This is a genomic window from Citrobacter sp. RHB21-C05, assembly GCF_013889015.1.
Taxonomy (GTDB): Bacteria; Pseudomonadota; Gammaproteobacteria; order Enterobacterales; family Enterobacteriaceae; genus Citrobacter_A; species Citrobacter_A sedlakii.
This window is the reverse complement of the sequence record NZ_CP057611.1, coordinates 4,567,307-4,584,529: the sequence shown is the minus strand read 5'-3', so window position 1 is coordinate 4,584,529 and position 17,223 is coordinate 4,567,307. Positions and strand designations below refer to the sequence as shown.

The following is a 17,223-nucleotide window of genomic DNA, read 5'->3' as shown; positions in this document are numbered from 1 at the left end:
AAGCGTCATCCGGCAAAATCACGATGACTGAACATCTAAAGGCCAGTGAACATAGCTTTGCCACTGGCTTTCCTGCGCAATCAACTCATTTCCCAGCGGATGCTGTTCCAGCCACCCTTTCGGTAGCGTAATCGTCAGTATCTCATTTGTCGCCTGCAGGGCGATCGACGGCAGCAGATCGTCACGACGGCGGCTGGCGAAAATAATCGCCAGTCTTAGCAGACGACAAAGGTGCTCAGCCACGCGCGGCGGCACGGCGTTTTGCTGGTGCAGCGAGGAAAGATCAACCGGGTTGGTCTGGTTCAATAACAGCGTGGCGAGCAGTTTTTTCTGCGCGGGGGTGAATCCAGGCAGGTCCAGATTGCGCACCAGATACGCCGCGTGCTGAGGCGCTTGTTTGAAATCTACGCTCAGGCCGATTTCATGCAGCATGCAGGCGCTGATCAACAGTTCGCGGCTGATCGGCTCAAGATGCCATTCATATTCTACTTGTCCGACGAAATTCTCCGCCAGTCTGGCAACGCGGTTCGCTTGTTCGGTATCGACCATAAACCGACGCTGGACGTTACGCAGCGTACGGCTACGAATATCCTGATCGACTGCAAGATGCAGCATACCGTACACCAGCCCTTCGCGCAGCGCGCCGCCGGCCAGGGTCATGCCCTGAATATTCAGTTCGGTAAAAATGGCGATGAGAATGGCCAACCCGCTGGGGAATACCAGTGCGCGTTCAAGGGTTAAGCCCTCAATTTCCAGTTCTTCCAGCCGGCCACAGTGAATCGCCCGCTGTTTCAACTGCTGGAGTTTCGACAGCGTAATGCGCTCATCCATGCCCTGCGCCATCATGATTTCCTGAAGCGCCTGCACGGTGCCGGATGCACCAACGCACACTTTCCAGCCGTGGTAGCGAAGTTCATCGGCTACCGGACGCAGCACGTCTCGCGCGGCTTTTTCCGCTTCGTCGAAATTTTCCTGCGCCAGATTACGGTCGGTGAAATAGCGCTCAAGCCAGGTGACGCAGCCCATCGACAGACTAAACAGCGACGTGGTTTGTGCGCCCGTGCCGGTAACCAGTTCAGTGCTCGCGCCGCCGATGTCGACAACCAGTCGCTGATCCGCGCCGCCGGTGGTATGCGCCACGCCCTGATAAATCAGGCGCGCTTCTTCTTCGCCGCTGATGACCTGTACCGGGCAACCGAGGATCTCTTGCGCTTTAGCGATAAATTCATCGGCATTCACCGCTATGCGTAGCGTTGCGGTCGCAACCACGCGGATTTGCGGCTGGGGAATATCCTGAAGGCGCTCGGCAAACAGGCGCAGGCATTGCCAGCCGCGCTCCATAGCTTCAGCAGAAAGGGCGTTCTCGCTGTTCAGGCCAGCGGCCAGACGCACCTTGCGTTTAATTCGCGTGAGCGTCTGGATGCTTCCCGCCACCTCGCGCACCACCAGCATATGAAAACTATTCGAGCCTAAATCAATTGCGGCGTACAGCGAGGAGGTGTTTAGCATGTTTTTTAACCCGAACGACGACGGTTACGCGGGGCGCCAGCCCGACGCGGGCCATTGCCTGGGCGCGAGCGCGTCAGACGCAGCGGCTTCGGCAGATTGTTCATCAGCGCATCCGGATTGTATTTGCTGACCGGAATGGAGTGACCGATGTAGGTTTCGATCGCCGGCAGGTTCAGCGCGTACTCTTCACACGCCAGGCTGATGGAGTGGCCACTTGCGCCTGCGCGTCCGGTTCGGCCAATGCGGTGGACGTAATCTTCGCAATCGTCCGGCAAATCGTAGTTAAATACGTGGGTGACTGCGGGAATATGCAGCCCGCGTGCGGCAACATCGGTAGCGACAAGAATATCCAGATCGCCGCGGGTGAACTCGTCGAGAATGCGCAGGCGTTTTTTCTGCGCCACGTCGCCCGTCAGCAGGCCCACGCGATGACCATCGGCGGCCAGATGGCCCCAGATGTCTTCACAGCGGTGTTTCGTGTTAGCGAAAACAATGGCGCGATCCGGCCATTCTTCTTCAATTAATGTTTGCAGAAGGCGCATCTTCTCTTCGTTAGACGGATAGAAAAGCTCTTCTTTAATACGGTGGCCGGTTTTTTGTTCCGGCTCGACTTCCACGTATTCGGCGTTGTTCATTTGTTCGAACGCCAGTTCACGCACGCGGTAAGAGAGGGTTGCGGAGAACAGCATGTTCAGACGCTGTGTGGCTGGCGGCATGCGGCGGAACAGCCAGCGGATATCTTTAATAAAGCCCAGATCGTACATGCGATCGGCTTCGTCGAGGACAACGACCTGAATCGCGCCCAGGTTAATGTGATTCTGTTTTGCGTAGTCGATCAGACGGCCTGTGGTGCCGATAAGAATATCGACGCCGCTTTCCAGCACTTTCAGCTGCTTGTCATAGCCGTCGCCGCCGTAGGCGAGACCCAGCTTCAGACCTGTGGTCTGCGCCAACGGCTCGGCATCGGCGTGGATCTGCACGGCTAACTCACGCGTCGGCGCCATGATTAAGGCGCGCGGCTGGTTCACCTTGCGATCGTCAATCGCGGGATGAGAGAGAAGATAATGAAACGTTGACGTCAGGAACGCCATCGTTTTGCCAGTACCGGTTTGCGCCTGCCCTGCGACATCGCGACCGGCCAGCGTAAGCGGCAGCGCGAGGGCCTGAATGGGCGTGCAGTTATGAAACCCTTTATTTTCAAGGGCTTCGATCACCTTTGGGTGCAGGGCGAAGTCGGAAAACTTCTGTTCTGTTAAATGTGTTTTGCTCATAGTGTGGTAGAATATCAGCTTACTATTGCTTTACGAAAGCGTATCCGGTGAAATAAAGTCAACCTTTAGTTGGTTAATGCGACATCAACACGTCGTTGATGAAGGCAAAACCAACGTACCAGGCTTATTCCTGTGGAGTTAATATGAGCGATAAAATTATTCACCTGACTGACGACAGTTTTGACACGGATGTACTCAAAGCGGACGGGGCCATCCTCGTCGATTTCTGGGCAGAGTGGTGCGGACCGTGCAAAATGATCGCCCCGATTCTGGATGAGATCGCTGACGAATATCAGGGCAAACTGACGGTTGCTAAACTGAACATTGACCAGAACCCAGGCACCGCGCCGAAGTATGGTATCCGTGGCATCCCGACTCTGCTGCTGTTCAAAAACGGTGAAGTTGCAGCGACCAAAGTGGGCGCACTGTCCAAAGGTCAGCTGAAAGAATTCCTCGACGCGAATATCGCGTAAGAGGAGACCTCATGCTCGGGCGCCCTTAATCCTAAATGATTCGGATGACTGGACGCCCGGCGTGAGTCGTGCTAAGTTAGTGTTGACTTCGTATTAAACATACCTTATTAAGTTTGAATCTTGCTATTTCCACAACGTCTCAGTTTCACCCGAGATGTGGACAGATTCCTGGCTTATCATTCATTCCGTCTTGTCGTTTCAGTTCTGCGTACTTTCCTGTGACCAGACAGCGAACAGACATGAGTTGATGGCCGTAAACAGGCATGGATGACCCTGCCATACCATTCACAACATTAAGTTCGAGATTTACCCCAAGTTTAAGAACTCACACCATTATGAATCTTACCGAATTAAAGAATACGCCGGTTTCTGAGCTGATCACTCTCGGCGAAAATATGGGGCTGGAAAACCTGGCTCGTATGCGTAAGCAGGACATTATTTTTGCCATCCTGAAGCAGCACGCAAAGAGTGGCGAAGATATCTTTGGTGACGGTGTGCTGGAGATATTGCAGGATGGATTTGGTTTCCTCCGCTCTGCAGACAGCTCCTACCTCGCCGGTCCTGATGACATCTACGTTTCCCCCAGCCAAATCCGCCGTTTCAACCTCCGCACTGGTGATACCATCTCTGGTAAGATTCGCCCGCCGAAAGAAGGCGAACGCTACTTTGCGCTGTTGAAAGTTAACGAAGTTAACTATGACAAACCGGAAAACGCCCGCAATAAAATCCTTTTCGAAAACTTAACGCCGCTGCATGCCAACTCTCGTCTGCGCATGGAACGGGGTAACGGTTCGACTGAAGACTTAACGGCGCGCGTACTGGATCTGGCTTCGCCAATCGGTCGCGGTCAGCGTGGCTTGATTGTGGCGCCGCCGAAAGCGGGTAAAACCATGCTGCTGCAAAATATTGCGCAGAGCATTGCCTACAACCACCCAGACTGCGTGCTGATGGTATTGCTGATCGACGAACGTCCGGAAGAAGTGACCGAGATGCAGCGTCTGGTGAAAGGTGAAGTGGTTGCGTCGACTTTTGACGAACCGGCATCCCGTCACGTTCAGGTCGCCGAAATGGTGATCGAAAAAGCGAAGCGCCTGGTTGAACATAAGAAAGACGTTATCATTCTGCTCGACTCCATCACCCGTCTGGCGCGTGCCTACAACACCGTGGTACCGGCTTCCGGTAAAGTGTTGACCGGTGGTGTAGATGCCAACGCCCTGCATCGTCCGAAGCGTTTCTTCGGGGCGGCGCGTAACGTGGAAGAGGGCGGCAGCCTGACCATCATCGCGACCGCGCTTATCGATACCGGCTCCAAAATGGATGAAGTTATCTACGAGGAGTTTAAAGGCACCGGTAACATGGAACTGCACCTCTCCCGTAAGATCGCGGAAAAACGCGTCTTCCCGGCTATCGACTACAACCGTTCCGGTACCCGTAAAGAAGAGTTGCTTACCACCCAGGAAGAGCTGCAGAAGATGTGGATCCTGCGTAAGATCATTCACCCAATGGGCGAAATCGACGCAATGGAGTTCCTCATCAATAAGCTGGCGATGACCAAGACCAACGATGATTTCTTCGACATGATGAAGCGTTCGTAAGAGTACGACCAGCCAAAAACGCCACGTTTTTACGTGGCGTTTTGCTTTTATGCCTGTAATCTTAACAACGTCTTAATAAGATGTTGCGTAAACACACTCCGCTGCACCGCGTTTTGCCTGGTAAATACGAAATGTGGTTAAAAATAATACAAAACAGACGCTTCGGAATGGAGTTTCCCTTCTGAATACAGGTCTTCGTGGTTATACTTCTGCTAATAATTTTCTCTGAGAGCACGCATTGTGAATTTACTGACAGTCAGTACTGATCTCATCAGTATTTTTTTATTCACGACACTGTTTCTGTTTTTTGCGCGCAAGGTAGCAAAAAAGATCGGTTTAGTGGATAAGCCCAACTTCCGCAAACGTCACCAGGGATTGATACCGTTGGTTGGGGGCATTTCAGTATATGCGGGGATCTGTTTCACGTTCGGCATCGCAGATTATTATATTCCCCATGCTGCTCTTTATCTTGCCTGTGCGGGCGTGCTGGTTTTTATCGGCGCGCTCGACGATCGCTTTGATATCAGCGTAAAAATACGCGCTACCGTACAGGCCGCTATCGGCGTCGTTATGATGGTGGTCGGTAAACTCTACCTCAGCAGTCTCGGCTACATTTTTGGGCCGTGGGAAATGGTGCTCGGTCCTTTCGGTTATTTCCTCACCCTTTTCGCCGTCTGGGCGGCCATCAACGCCTTTAATATGGTTGATGGCATCGACGGTCTGTTAGGTGGGCTTTCCAGCGTCTCCTTTGGGGCGATGGGGCTTATCCTCTGGTTTGACGGACAGACAAGCCTTGCCATCTGGTGCTTTGCGATGATAGCCGCCATCCTGCCGTATATCCTGTTGAACCTGGGCGCGCTGGGTCGACGCTACAAGGTTTTTATGGGGGACGCTGGCAGTACGCTGATAGGCTTTACCGTCATCTGGATCCTGTTAGAAACCACGCAAGGACAAACCCATCCTATTAGCCCGGTTACCGCGCTGTGGATCATCGCCATTCCGCTGATGGACATGGTGGCCATTATGTACCGCCGCCTGCGCAAAGGAATGAGCCCGTTCTCGCCTGACCGTCAGCACATTCATCATTTGATCATGCGCGCAGGGTTTACTTCCCGTCAGGCGTTTGTCCTCATTACCTTGGCCGCTGCCATCCTCGCCTCTATTGGCGTGCTTGCGGAATACTCTCAAATTGTGCCTGAGTGGGTTATGTTGGTGCTCTTTTTGCTAGCATTCTTCCTCTACGGTTACTGCATTAAGCGTGCCTGGAAAGTGGCGAGATTCATCAAACGCTTAAAGCGCAGACTGCGCAGAAACCGAGATAATAAGCCAAATTTAATCAAGTAAATCGAGGGTGCGATGACTCAACCATTACCGGGGGTACACGCCGTGAGCGCTGAAAATGAACTGGATATTCGTGGGTTGTTTCGTACCTTATGGGCCGGGAAGGTATGGATTGTCGGTGTCGCACTGTTGTTCGCGCTGCTCGCGTTAGCGTATACCTTCTTTGCCCGCCAGGAGTGGAGCGCGACCGCCATTTCCGATCGTCCCACGGTGAACATGCTGGGAGGCTACTATTCCCAGCAGCAGTTTCTGCGTAATCTGGATGTCAAAGTCAGCAATACGCCAGCCGACCAGCCTTCGGTGATGGATGAAGCCTACAAAGAGTTCGTGATGCAGTTGGCCTCCTGGGATACTCGTCGCGATTTTTGGCTGCAAACCGACTATTACAAGCAACGGATGGTGGGTAACAGCAAGGCCGATGCCGCGATGCTGGATGAGCTGATCAACAATATTCAGTTTATCCCCGGTGATTTCACTCGTGCTGTTAACGACAGCGTCAAGCTGATTGCCGAAACCGCACCTGACGCCAACAATCTGTTGCGCCAGTATGTCGCCTTCTCGAGCCAGCGCGCGGCAAGCCATCTGAATGACGAGCTGAAAGGCGCATGGGCGGCGCGGACCGTGCAAATGAAAGCGCAGGTTAAACGCCAGGAAGAGGTGGCAAAAGCCATTTTCTCCCGCCGCGTAAGCAGTATCGAACAGGCGCTGAAAATCGCCGAGCAGCACAATATTTCCCGCACGCAGACAGACGTTCCGCCGGATGAATTGCCGGAGTCGGAACTGTTTTTATTGGGACGTCCGATGCTCCAGGCTCGCCTCGAAAATTTACAGGCCGTTGGTCCCACCTTCGATCTGGACTACTTCCAGAACCGGGCCATGCTGAATACATTGAACGTGGGGCCAACCCTGGACCCGCGTTTTCAGACCTATCGCTATTTGCGGACGCCGGAAGAACCGGTAAAACGCGATAGCCCGCGCCGTGCCTTCCTGATGGTGATGTGGGGCATCGTGGGGGGGCTTATCGGCGCTGGTGTTGCGTTAACCCGCCGCCGCACGATCTAGCACGACTGCCGCAGTGAGGGGCTGGGCCCTCACTGACTATTCGAAGAGAATCGATGTGAAAGTACTGACTGTATTTGGCACGCGACCGGAAGCCATCAAAATGGCGCCTTTGGTTCATGCGCTGGCAAAGGATCCTGATTTCAAAGCGAGAGTTTGCGTCACCGCGCAACACCGGGAGATGCTCGATCAGGTTTTGAACCTCTTTTCCATTGTTCCTGACTACGATCTTAATATTATGCAACCGGGTCAGGGGCTGACAGAAATAACCTGTCGAATTCTGGAAGGGCTGAAGCCTATCCTGTCTGATTTCAAGCCTGATGTGGTACTGGTACATGGCGATACCACCACCACTATCGCCACCAGTCTTGCGGCATTTTATCAACGCATCCCTGTCGGGCACGTGGAAGCCGGACTTCGCACTGGCGATCTGTTTTCGCCGTGGCCGGAGGAGGCAAACCGGACGTTGACCGGCCATCTGGCGATGTACCATTTCGCGCCGACTGAAAACTCACGGCAAAACCTGCTGCGTGAAAATATCGCTGACAGCCGCATCTTTGTTACCGGCAATACGGTGATCGATGCGCTTATTTGGGTGCGTGACCGCGTCCTGGCCAGCGATAAGCTGCGCTCAGCGCTGGCCGAACGTTACCCTTTCCTGTGCGAAGATAAAAAGCTGATTCTGGTGACGGGGCATCGACGTGAAAGTTTTGGCCGTGGTTTTGAGCAGATTTGCCATGCGCTGGCGGATATTGCCGCCGCCAACCAGGACGTGCAAATTGTCTATCCGGTCCATCTGAACCCTAACGTCAGTGAGCCGGTCAACCGTATTCTCGGTCACGTTGAAAACGTGATGCTGATTGAACCGCAGGACTATTTACCTTTTGTCTGGCTGATGAATCACGCCTGGCTGATCCTCACCGACTCCGGAGGGATTCAGGAAGAAGCGCCGTCGCTGGGCAAACCGGTACTGGTGATGCGTGAAACGACCGAACGCCCTGAAGCCGTGACGGCGGGGACGGTGCGCCTGGTGGGCACTGACTCCCGGCGCATTGTTGCGGAAGTCACGCGCTTGCTGCATGACGAAAATGAATATCAGACCATGAGTCGCGCCCATAACCCTTACGGTGACGGGCTGGCCTGTGGCCGAATTTTAGACGCTTTAAAAAACAGTCGGGTATCGCTATGAGTTTTTCTACCATTTCTGTTATTGGTCTGGGATATATCGGTTTGCCAACGGCGGCCGCCTTCGCGTCGCGCCAAAAGCAGGTCATTGGTGTGGACGTTAACCCGCACGCGGTAGATACCATCAACCGCGGTGAAATTCATATCGTTGAGCCGGATCTGGGCAAGGTGGTAAAAACGGCGGTTGAGGGTGGATTTTTGCGCGCCACCACTACGCCGGTTGACGCTGACGCATACCTGATCGCCGTTCCCACACCGTTTAAAGGCGATCACGAACCCGATATGGCCTATGTCGAAGCCGCGGCGAAATCCGTGGCGCCGGTACTGAAAAAAGGGGCGCTGGTGATCCTTGAGTCTACCTCGCCAGTCGGTGCGACAGAGCAAATGGCTGCCTGGTTGGCGGCGATGCGCCCGGATCTCACTTTCCCGCAGCAGGCCGGAGAGCAGGCTGACGTCAATGTGGCCTATTGCCCTGAACGCGTACTGCCGGGTCAGGTGATGGTCGAACTGATTAAGAATGACCGCGTGATTGGCGGTATGACGCCGGTATGCTCGGCGCGCGCCAGCGAACTGTACAAGATCTTCCTTGAAGGTGAGTGCGTGGTGACGAACGCCCGCACAGCGGAAATGTGTAAGCTCACGGAAAACAGTTTCCGCGATGTCAATATTGCTTTTGCGAATGAACTGTCGCTGATCTGCGCCGATCAGGGGATTAACGTCTGGGAACTGATCCAACTGGCGAATCGCCATCCTCGGGTCAATATACTCCAGCCCGGACCGGGCGTTGGCGGGCACTGCATCGCCGTCGATCCGTGGTTTATCGTGGCGCAAAACCCGCAGCAGTCGCGTCTGATTCGTACCGCGCGTGAAGTCAACGACGGTAAGCCGCACTGGGTTGTTGACCAGGTGAAAGCCGCCGTGGCGGATTGCCTGGCTGCGACCGATAAGCGCGCCAGCGAAGTGAAAATCGCCTGCTTTGGGCTGGCTTTCAAACCGAATATCGACGATCTCCGCGAAAGCCCGGCAATGGAAATTACGCAGAATATCGCCCAATGGCACAGCGGTGAAACGCTGGCGGTGGAGCCGAATATCCATCAGTTACCGAAAAAGCTGGATGGCCTGTGCGCGCTGGCGACGCTGGACGATGCGCTGGCAACCGCCGACGTGCTGGTGATGCTGGTCGATCATAATGAGTTTAAAGCGATGCGCGGTGACGCGGTTCGTCAGCAATATATCGTTGATACCAAAGGGGTCTGGCGTTAATGAAACGGATTCTGGTCACAGGTGGCGCGGGGTTTATCGGCTCGGCGTTGGTACGGCATATCATTAATGAGACGGCTGATTCGGTGGTGGTGGTGGATAAACTCACCTACGCCGGAAACCTGATGTCATTAGCGCCAGTTGCGCAGAGTGAGCGTTTCGCCTTTGAGAAAGTGGATATCTGCGATCGCGCCGCGCTGGCGCGCGTTTTTAAACAGTATCAACCGGACTGTGTGATGCATCTGGCGGCGGAAAGCCATGTTGATCGCTCTATTGACGGCCCGGCGGCGTTTATTGAAACGAACATCGTGGGCACGTACACATTACTGGAGGCAGCCCGTGCATACTGGAGTGCTTTAGCGGGCACTAAAAAAACGGCATTTCGCTTCCACCATATCTCCACGGACGAGGTTTATGGCGACCTGCATTCAGCGGAAGACTTCTTTACTGAAACCACGCCGTACGCGCCCAGCAGTCCCTATTCGGCGTCGAAAGCCAGCAGCGATCACCTTGTACGCGCCTGGCTGCGCACCTATGGCTTGCCGACACTGATCACCAACTGCTCGAATAATTATGGGCCTTATCATTTCCCGGAAAAACTCATCCCGCTGATGATCCTTAACGCGCTGGCGGGGAAACCTCTGCCCGTGTACGGTAACGGACAGCAAATCCGCGACTGGCTGTATGTGGAGGATCATGCCCGGGCGCTGTATCTCGTGGCGACCACTGGAACGGTGGGTGAAACCTATAACATCGGTGGCCACAATGAGCGGAAGAATCTGGATGTGGTCGAGACTATTTGCGATTTGTTGGAAGAGCTGGCGCCGAATAAGCCGCGCGGTATTACTCAGTACCGTGAACTGATTGCTTTTGTTGATGATCGTCCGGGCCATGACTTACGTTACGCCATTGATGCGGCGAAAATTGCGCGCGAGCTCGGCTGGACGCCACAGGAAACCTTTGAAAGCGGAATGCGTAAAACCGTGCAATGGTATCTGGCGAATGAAGCCTGGTGGAAACCTGTGCAGGACGGCAGCTATCAAGGGCAACGTTTGGGTCTGAAAGGCTAAAAACCCAGCCCATCAGGCTATTTACTTGCCATTTTGAACCTGGTAGTGCTCAAACTGGCTGCGACAATTACGCCTGATGAGCCGGACTTTGGCTCCCGGAGGAGGAACACATGAAAGGTATCATTCTGGCGGGCGGCTCAGGTACCCGTTTGCACCCGATCACACGCGGCGTGTCGAAGCAGTTACTGCCCATTTATGACAAGCCGATGATTTATTACCCGTTGTCCGTTTTGATGCTGGCCGGAATCCGTGAAATTTTGATCATCACGACACCAGAAGATAAAGGTTATTTTCAGCGTCTGCTGGGTGATGGTTCGGCATTTGGTATCGACTTACAGTATGCCGAACAGCCCAGCCCGGATGGGCTTGCTCAGGCGTTTATCATCGCTGAAACGTTCCTAAACGGCGAACCTTCTTGTCTGGTGCTTGGTGATAATATCTTTTTTGGTCAGGGCTTTAGCCCAAAATTGCGGCACGTTGCGGCAAGGACCGAAGGCGCGACAGTGTTTGGTTATCAGGTTATGGATCCTGAACGCTTCGGTGTGGTGGAATTTGACGATAACTTTCGCGCGATCTCATTAGAAGAAAAGCCAAAGCAACCTAAGTCAAACTGGGCGGTAACGGGGCTGTATTTTTACGACAGCAAAGTGGTGGAGTACGCGAAGCGTGTTAAGCCTTCTGAGCGTGGTGAGCTAGAAATCACCTCAATCAACCAGATGTACCTCGACGCTGGCAATCTGACAGTCGAGCTACTGGGGCGCGGCTTTGCCTGGTTAGATACCGGTACGCATGACAGCTTGATTGAGGCGAGTACATTTGTTCAGACGGTGGAAAAACGTCAGGGTTTTAAAATAGCGTGTCTGGAAGAGATTGCCTGGCGCAACGGCTGGCTGGATGATGACGGCGTAAAACGCGCCGCCAGCGCGTTGGCAAAAACCGGATACGGTCAATATTTACTGGAGTTGCTCCGTGCACGTCCGCGCCAGTATTGAGCCGTTAAGCTGGGAAAACGCTTTCTTTGGCGTGAACAGCGCCATTGTGCGCATTAACCCTGCGGCGTCGCCTTTAACGGTGGCAGCGCTGCAGCGCTGGTCACGTGTGCAGGCGAAAATTCCGGCGGCGAATACGGTTGAGCTGGATGCGCTGCAACAACTGGGTTTTTCCCTTGTCGAGGGCGAAGTCGATTTAGTGCTGCCCGTGACGGCAGAATGCGCGCAGAATGGCGCGGAAATTGCAGAGTTGGCAGACATTCCTGCGCTGCGCGACCATGCCGCTGTCGCCTTCGCACAAAGCCGCTTTCGCGCGCCGTGGTATGCGCCAGACGCCAGCGCGCGCTTCTATGCGCAGTGGATAGAAAACGCGGTGCGCGGCACGTTTGATAGCCAGTGTCTGGTTCTGCGGGCGGCGAACGGCGATATCCGCGGCTATGTTTCGCTGCGAGAATTGAATGACAGCGAGGCGCGCATCGGCTTACTGGCCGGGCGTGGCGCAGGCGCTGAGCTGGTGCAGGCGGCGCTCGGCTGGGCGCGGGCGCATGGCAAAACGACATTGCGGGTGGCGACCCAAATGGGCAACACCGCCGCGCTTAAACGTTATATACAAAGCGGTGCGAACGTGGAAAGCACTGCGTACTGGTTATACAGGTGACAACATGATTCCGTTTAACGCACCGCCGGTGGTGGGAAGCGAACTTGACTACATGCAGTCTGCGATGGGCAGCGGCAAACTGTGCGGCGACGGCGGTTTTACCCGGCGCTGTCAGCAGTGGCTGGAGCAGCGTTTTGGCAGCGCGAAAGTGTTGCTGACGCCGTCCTGCACCGCCTCTCTGGAAATGGCGGCGCTGCTGCTGGATATCCAGCCGGGCGATGAAGTGATCATGCCGAGCTATACCTTTGTGTCGACGGCAAATGCCTTCGTGCTGCGCGGCGCGAAAATCATCTTTGTGGATATCCGCCCGGATACCATGAACATCGACGAAACGCGCATTGAAGCGGCGATCACCGATAAAACCCGGGCGATTGTGCCGGTTCATTATGCGGGCGTGGCCTGTGAGATGGACACTATCATGGCGCTGGCGGAAAAATATCATCTGTATGTGGTCGAAGATGCCGCGCAGGGTGTGATGTCGACGTACAAAGGCCGCGCGTTGGGAACAATCGGTCACATCGGCTGCTTTAGTTTCCACGAAACCAAAAATTACACCGCGGGCGGCGAAGGCGGCGCGACGCTGATTAACGATCGCAAACTGATCGAACGCGCGGAGATCATCCGTGAAAAGGGTACTAACCGCAGCCAGTTTTTCCGCGGTCAGGTGGATAAATATACCTGGCGCGATATCGGCTCCAGCTATCTGATGTCCGATCTCCAGGCCGCTTATCTGTGGGCGCAACTGGAAGCCGCAGATCGCATTAACCAACAGCGTCTGGCGTTGTGGCAAACCTATTATGACGCGCTACAGCCCCTGGCGCGTGCCGGGCGTATTGAACTGCCGTCCATTCCGGGCGACTGCAAACAGAACGCTCATATGTTCTATATCAAGCTGCGTAATATTGATGACCGGAGCGCGCTGATCAACTTCCTCAAAGAAGCGGAAATCATGGCGGTGTTTCACTATATCCCGCTGCACGATTGCCCGGCAGGGGAGAAGTTTGGAGAATTCCACGGCGAAGATCGCTATACCACCAAAGAGAGTGAACGCCTGCTGCGCCTGCCGCTGTTCTATAACCTGTCGGCAGTGAATCAACGCACGGTGATTACCACATTGCTGAATTATTTCGCCTGATATGTCGCTTGCGAAAGCGTCCCTGTGGACGGCGGCCAGTACGCTGGTCAAAATTGGCGCCGGGTTACTGGTCGTTAAACTGTTGGCGGTGACATTCGGCCCGGCGGGCGTCGGGCAGGCGGGAAACTTCCGCCAGATGGTCACCGTACTCGGCGTGCTGGCGGGCGCCGGGATTTTCAATGGCGTCACTAAATACGTTGCGCAGACGCACGACAACCCGGCGCAGTTGCGAAAAGTTGTCGGTACCTCTTCAGCGATGGTGCTCGGATTTTCCACGCTGCTGGCGCTGGTGTTCCTGGTGGCGGCTGCGCCGATAAGTCAGGGGTTATTCGGTCATACTCAGTATCAGGGCCTGGTACGTTTAGTGGCGCTGGTGCAGATGGGTATCGCCTGGGCTAACCTGCTGCTGGCGCTGATGAAGGGCTTTCGTGATGCAGCCGGAAACGCGCTGTCATTGATTGTCGGCAGCCTGGTGGGGGTCGTCGCCTATTACGGCTGCTACCGGGTAGGCGGTTATGAAGGCGCGCTGCTTGGCCTGGCGCTGGTGCCCGCGCTGGTGGTCATTCCGGCGGCTGTGATACTGATGAAGCGGGGGACGATCCCGCTGCGCTACCTGAAGCCGTCCTGGGATAACGGACTGGCGGGTCAGCTCAGCAAGTTCACCCTGATGGCGCTAATCACTTCCGTCACGCTGCCGGTGGCTTATGTCATGATGCGAAACCTGCTGGCGGCGCACTACAGTTGGAATGACGTTGGCATCTGGCAGGGCGTGAGCAGCATTTCCGACGCTTATCTACAATTTATTACCGCCTCGTTCAGCGTCTGGCTGCTGCCCACGCTGTCGCGACTGACCGAGAAACGCGATATTACGCGGGAAGTGGTCAGGTCGCTGAAGTTTGTGCTGCCAGCGGTGGCGGCGGCAAGTTTTACCGTCTGGTTGCTGCGCGATGTTGCTATCTGGCTGCTTTTCTCTGACAAGTTCAGCGCCATGCGCGATCTGTTTGCCTGGCAACTGGTCGGGGATGTGCTGAAAGTCGGCGCATATGTATTTGGCTATTTGGTGATCGCGAAAGCGTCGCTGCGGTTTTACATACTGGCTGAAATCAGCCAGTTCATTTTACTGACGGCATTTGCGCACTGGCTGATCCCGACGCACGGCGCGCTGGGTGCGGCGCAGGCGTATATGGCCACCTATGTCGTCTATTTTTCACTCTGTTGTGGCGTATTTTTACTCTGGCGTAGGCGGGCATGACTGTACTGATTCACGTACTGGGATCGGATATCCCTCACCATAATCAAACCGTGCTGCGGTTTTTTAACGACGCGTTGGCGCAAACCAGCGAGCATGCCCGTCTCTTTATGGTTGCCGGTCAGGACACCGGACTGACCGAAAGTTGTCCGTCGCTCTCCCTTTCGTTTTACAACGGTAAAAAATCGCTGGCCGAGGCGGTTATCGCGAAAGCCAAAGCGAACCGCCAGCAGCGGTTCTTTTTTCACGGGCAGTTCAATACCGCGCTATGGCTGGCGCTGCTCAGCGGCGGCATTAAGCCCGGTCAGTTTTACTGGCATATCTGGGGCGCGGATCTGTACGAAGTGTCCAGCGGTCTGAAATTTAAGCTGTTCTATCCAGTTCGCCGTCTGGCGCAGAACCGCGTTGGCGGCGTGTTTGCCACCCGTGGCGATCTGCGCTATTTCGCCGGGCTGCATCCACGCGTTCCTGGTGAACTGCTGTATTTCCCGACGCGAATGGATCCCGCGCTAAATAATATGGCGAACGATCGGCAACGTAGCGGGAAAATGACCGTTCTGGTGGGGAATTCCGGCGATCGCAGCAACGAACATATTGCCGCGCTGAAAGCGGTGCATCAGCAGTTTGGCGATACGGTCAACGTCATCGTCCCGATGGGGTATCCGGCCAATAACGACGCCTATATTGCTGAAGTGAAACAGGCCGGTCTGGCGCTGTTCCGCGCGGAACATTTGCAGGTGCTTGAGGAAAAACTGGCATTCGACGCCTATCTGACGCTGCTTCGCCAGTGCGACCTCGGCTATTTTATTTTTGCCCGTCAGCAGGGGATTGGCACGCTGTGCCTGCTTATCCAGGCCGGGGTACCGTGCGTGCTGAACCGCGAAAACCCGTTCTGGCAGGATATGGTGGAACAGCAACTGCCGGTACTGTTTACCAGCGATGCGCTGAATGAACAGGTGGTGCGAGAAGCGCAGCGCCAGCTGGCATCGGTTGATAAAAACGCGATCACTTTCTTTAGCCCGAACTACCTGCAACCCTGGCACAAGGCGATCAGAATCGCCGCAGGGGAGGCCGTATGAGCCTGATGCAGTTCAGTGGGCTGTTCGCCGTCTGGCTACTGGCGACGTTGTTCATTGCCACGTTGACCTGGTTCGAATTTCGCCGCGTGCGCTTTAACTTCAACGTCTTTTTCTCGCTGCTGTTTCTGCTGACCTTCTTTTTCGGTTTTCCACTGACCAGTGTGCTGGTGTTCCGCTTTGATGTGGGCGTCGCGCCGCCGGAAATTTTGTTACAGGCCTTGTTGTCCGCCGCCTGTTTTTATGCGGTCTATTATGTGACCTATAAGACCCGCTTGCGTAAGCGGACATCAGACGTACCGCGCAAACCGCTGTTTACCATGAACCGCGTGGAAACCCATTTAACGTGGGTGATTCTGATGGGCATCGCGCTGGTGAGCGTTGGCGTTTTCTTTATGCACAACGGTTTCCTGTTGTTCCGTCTGCATTCCTACAGCCAGATTTTTTCCAGCGAAGTTTCCGGCGTGGCGTTAAAGCGCTTCTTTTACTTTTTCATTCCGGCGATGCTGGTGGTTTATTTCCTGCGTCAGGACAGCAAAGCCTGGTTGTTCTTTCTGGTCAGTACCGTCGCGTTTGGACTACTGACCTATATGATCGTTGGCGGCACCCGCGCCAATATCATCATCGCTTTCGCTATTTTCCTGTTTATTGGCATCATTCGCGGCTGGATTTCATTGTGGATGCTGGCGGCGGCGGGCGTGCTGGGGATTGTCGGCATGTTCTGGCTGGCGCTAAAACGCTATGGGCTGAACGTCAGCGGCGATGAGGCGTTTTACACTTTCCTTTATCTGACCCGCGATACCTTTTCACCGTGGGAAAACCTGGCGCTGCTGCTGCAAAATTACGACAAAATCGAATTTCAGGGGCTGGCGCCCATTGTCCGCGACTTTTACGTGTTCATCCCTTCCTGGTTGTGGCCAGGGCGTCCCGGCATGGTGCTGAACGCCGCTAACTATTTTACCTGGGAAGTGCTGAACAACCACTCCGGATTGGCAATCTCTCCAACGTTAATTGGTTCGCTGGTGGTGATGGGCGGCGCGCTGTTTATCCCGCTGGGGGCGATCGTGGTGGGCCTGATCATCAAATGGTTTGACTGGCTGTATGAGTTGGGTAACCGCGAGACGAATCGCTATAAGGCGGCCATTCTGCACAGTTTCTGCTTTGGCGCGATATTCAACATGATCGTGCTGGCGCGTGAGGGGCTGGACTCGTTTGTCTCTCGCGTGGTGTTTTTCATGGTGGTTTTTGGCGCCAGTCTGCTGATCGCTAAACTCCTCTTCTGGCTGTTCGACAGCGCCGGACTGATCCATAAACGTATAAAAACCCTGCCGCGAAAACAGGTTGAAGGATAGC

General features: G+C 54.7%; 16 protein-coding genes. 14 read left to right on the top strand and 2 right to left on the bottom strand.

All coding sequences use genetic code 11. From position 1 onward, the window contains the following. Positions 1–18: 18 nt before the first annotated feature. Both gppA and rhlB read right to left on the bottom strand, forming a co-directional pair. Positions 19–1,509: a guanosine-5'-triphosphate,3'-diphosphate diphosphatase gene (gene gppA / locus HVX72_RS21760; RefSeq protein WP_181822268.1), complete on the bottom strand. Its 1,491-nt coding sequence runs from the start codon at positions 1,507–1,509 to the stop codon at positions 19–21. Between the two features lie 5 nt (positions 1,510–1,514). Next, positions 1,515–2,780 (bottom strand): ATP-dependent RNA helicase RhlB, encoded by a 1,266-nt coding sequence (gene rhlB, locus HVX72_RS21755; protein ID WP_060569249.1) that lies wholly within the window; start codon positions 2,778–2,780, stop codon positions 1,515–1,517. Between the two features lie 143 nt (positions 2,781–2,923). Between rhlB and trxA the strand changes: the two genes are divergently transcribed. From trxA to wzyE, 14 genes are all read left to right on the top strand, one after another. After that, positions 2,924–3,253, top strand: coding sequence for a thioredoxin TrxA (gene trxA, locus HVX72_RS21750; RefSeq protein ID WP_042292820.1), 330 nt, complete (start codon positions 2,924–2,926; stop codon positions 3,251–3,253). Positions 3,254–3,417: 164 nt separating this feature from the next. After that, positions 3,418–3,501, top strand: a complete 84-nt coding sequence (locus tag HVX72_RS21745) for a rho operon leader peptide (RefSeq protein WP_229264120.1) — start codon at positions 3,418–3,420, stop codon at positions 3,499–3,501. Positions 3,502–3,588: 87 nt separating this feature from the next. Next, positions 3,589–4,848: a transcription termination factor Rho gene (gene rho, locus HVX72_RS21740; RefSeq protein ID WP_002437993.1), complete on the top strand. Its 1,260-nt coding sequence runs from the start codon at positions 3,589–3,591 to the stop codon at positions 4,846–4,848. A gap of 240 nt (positions 4,849–5,088) precedes the next feature. After that, positions 5,089–6,192 carry a UDP-N-acetylglucosamine--undecaprenyl-phosphate N-acetylglucosaminephosphotransferase gene (gene wecA / locus HVX72_RS21735; protein WP_042292819.1) on the top strand — a complete coding sequence of 368 codons (1,104 nt, stop codon included), beginning with the start codon at positions 5,089–5,091 and terminating at the stop codon, positions 6,190–6,192. Positions 6,193–6,204: 12 nt separating this feature from the next. After that, positions 6,205–7,251: an ECA polysaccharide chain length modulation protein gene (gene wzzE / locus HVX72_RS21730; protein ID WP_181822267.1), complete on the top strand. Its 1,047-nt coding sequence runs from the start codon at positions 6,205–6,207 to the stop codon at positions 7,249–7,251. 55 nt (positions 7,252–7,306) lie between these two features. Then, positions 7,307–8,437: a UDP-N-acetylglucosamine 2-epimerase (non-hydrolyzing) gene (gene wecB / locus HVX72_RS21725; protein ID WP_181822266.1), complete on the top strand. Its 1,131-nt coding sequence runs from the start codon at positions 7,307–7,309 to the stop codon at positions 8,435–8,437. Further along, a complete protein-coding gene (wecC, locus tag HVX72_RS21720; RefSeq protein ID WP_042292816.1) occupies positions 8,434–9,696 on the top strand; it encodes a UDP-N-acetyl-D-mannosamine dehydrogenase in 1,263 nt (420 codons plus the stop codon). Before wecB ends, wecC begins: the two co-directional genes overlap by 4 nt. Then, a complete protein-coding gene (gene rffG, locus HVX72_RS21715; protein ID WP_181822265.1) occupies positions 9,696–10,763 on the top strand; it encodes a dTDP-glucose 4,6-dehydratase in 1,068 nt (355 codons plus the stop codon). Before wecC ends, rffG begins: the two co-directional genes overlap by 1 nt. Positions 10,764–10,873: 110 nt before the next feature. Next, positions 10,874–11,755, top strand: coding sequence for a glucose-1-phosphate thymidylyltransferase RfbA (rfbA, locus tag HVX72_RS21710; protein ID WP_181822264.1), 882 nt, complete (start codon positions 10,874–10,876; stop codon positions 11,753–11,755). Next, a complete protein-coding gene (gene rffC, locus HVX72_RS21705) occupies positions 11,733–12,410 on the top strand; it encodes a dTDP-4-amino-4,6-dideoxy-D-galactose acyltransferase (RefSeq protein ID WP_181822263.1) in 678 nt (225 codons plus the stop codon). Before rfbA ends, rffC begins: the two co-directional genes overlap by 23 nt. 4 nt (positions 12,411–12,414) lie before the next feature. Next, positions 12,415–13,545, top strand: coding sequence for a dTDP-4-amino-4,6-dideoxygalactose transaminase (gene rffA / locus HVX72_RS21700; protein WP_042292814.1), 1,131 nt, complete (start codon positions 12,415–12,417; stop codon positions 13,543–13,545). 1 nt (position 13,546) lies between these two features. Continuing rightward, the gene (wzxE, locus tag HVX72_RS21695; protein ID WP_181822262.1) at positions 13,547–14,797 is read left to right on the top strand and encodes a lipid III flippase WzxE; all 1,251 of its coding nucleotides are present in this window, start codon (positions 13,547–13,549) and stop codon (positions 14,795–14,797) included. Further along, complete coding sequence (locus tag HVX72_RS21690; protein ID WP_181822261.1) at positions 14,794–15,873, top strand: TDP-N-acetylfucosamine:lipid II N-acetylfucosaminyltransferase; 1,080 nt, start codon at positions 14,794–14,796, stop codon at positions 15,871–15,873. The genes wzxE and HVX72_RS21690 overlap by 4 nt, the downstream gene beginning before the upstream one ends. After that, positions 15,870–17,222: an ECA oligosaccharide polymerase gene (wzyE, locus tag HVX72_RS21685; RefSeq protein WP_042292809.1), complete on the top strand. Its 1,353-nt coding sequence runs from the start codon at positions 15,870–15,872 to the stop codon at positions 17,220–17,222. The genes HVX72_RS21690 and wzyE overlap by 4 nt, the downstream gene beginning before the upstream one ends. Position 17,223 lies beyond the last annotated feature (1 nt).

Coding starts and splice junctions, on each gene's coding strand:
- wzxE (WP_181822262.1), top strand. CDS start 13,547: ATGTCGCTTGCGAAAGCGTCCCTGTGGACGGCGGCCAGTACGCTGGTC.
- trxA (WP_042292820.1), top strand. CDS start 2,924: ATGAGCGATAAAATTATTCACCTGACTGACGACAGTTTTGACACGGAT.
- wecC (WP_042292816.1), top strand. CDS start 8,434: ATGAGTTTTTCTACCATTTCTGTTATTGGTCTGGGATATATCGGTTTG.
- wzyE (WP_042292809.1), top strand. CDS start 15,870: ATGAGCCTGATGCAGTTCAGTGGGCTGTTCGCCGTCTGGCTACTGGCG.
- rffA (WP_042292814.1), top strand. CDS start 12,415: ATGATTCCGTTTAACGCACCGCCGGTGGTGGGAAGCGAACTTGACTAC.
- rhlB (WP_060569249.1), bottom strand. CDS start 2,780: ATGAGCAAAACACATTTAACAGAACAGAAGTTTTCCGACTTCGCCCTG.
- rffG (WP_181822265.1), top strand. CDS start 9,696: ATGAAACGGATTCTGGTCACAGGTGGCGCGGGGTTTATCGGCTCGGCG.
- rfbA (WP_181822264.1), top strand. CDS start 10,874: ATGAAAGGTATCATTCTGGCGGGCGGCTCAGGTACCCGTTTGCACCCG.
- rho (WP_002437993.1), top strand. CDS start 3,589: ATGAATCTTACCGAATTAAAGAATACGCCGGTTTCTGAGCTGATCACT.
- wzzE (WP_181822267.1), top strand. CDS start 6,205: ATGACTCAACCATTACCGGGGGTACACGCCGTGAGCGCTGAAAATGAA.
- gppA (WP_181822268.1), bottom strand. CDS start 1,509: ATGCTAAACACCTCCTCGCTGTACGCCGCAATTGATTTAGGCTCGAAT.
- HVX72_RS21690 (WP_181822261.1), top strand. CDS start 14,794: ATGACTGTACTGATTCACGTACTGGGATCGGATATCCCTCACCATAAT.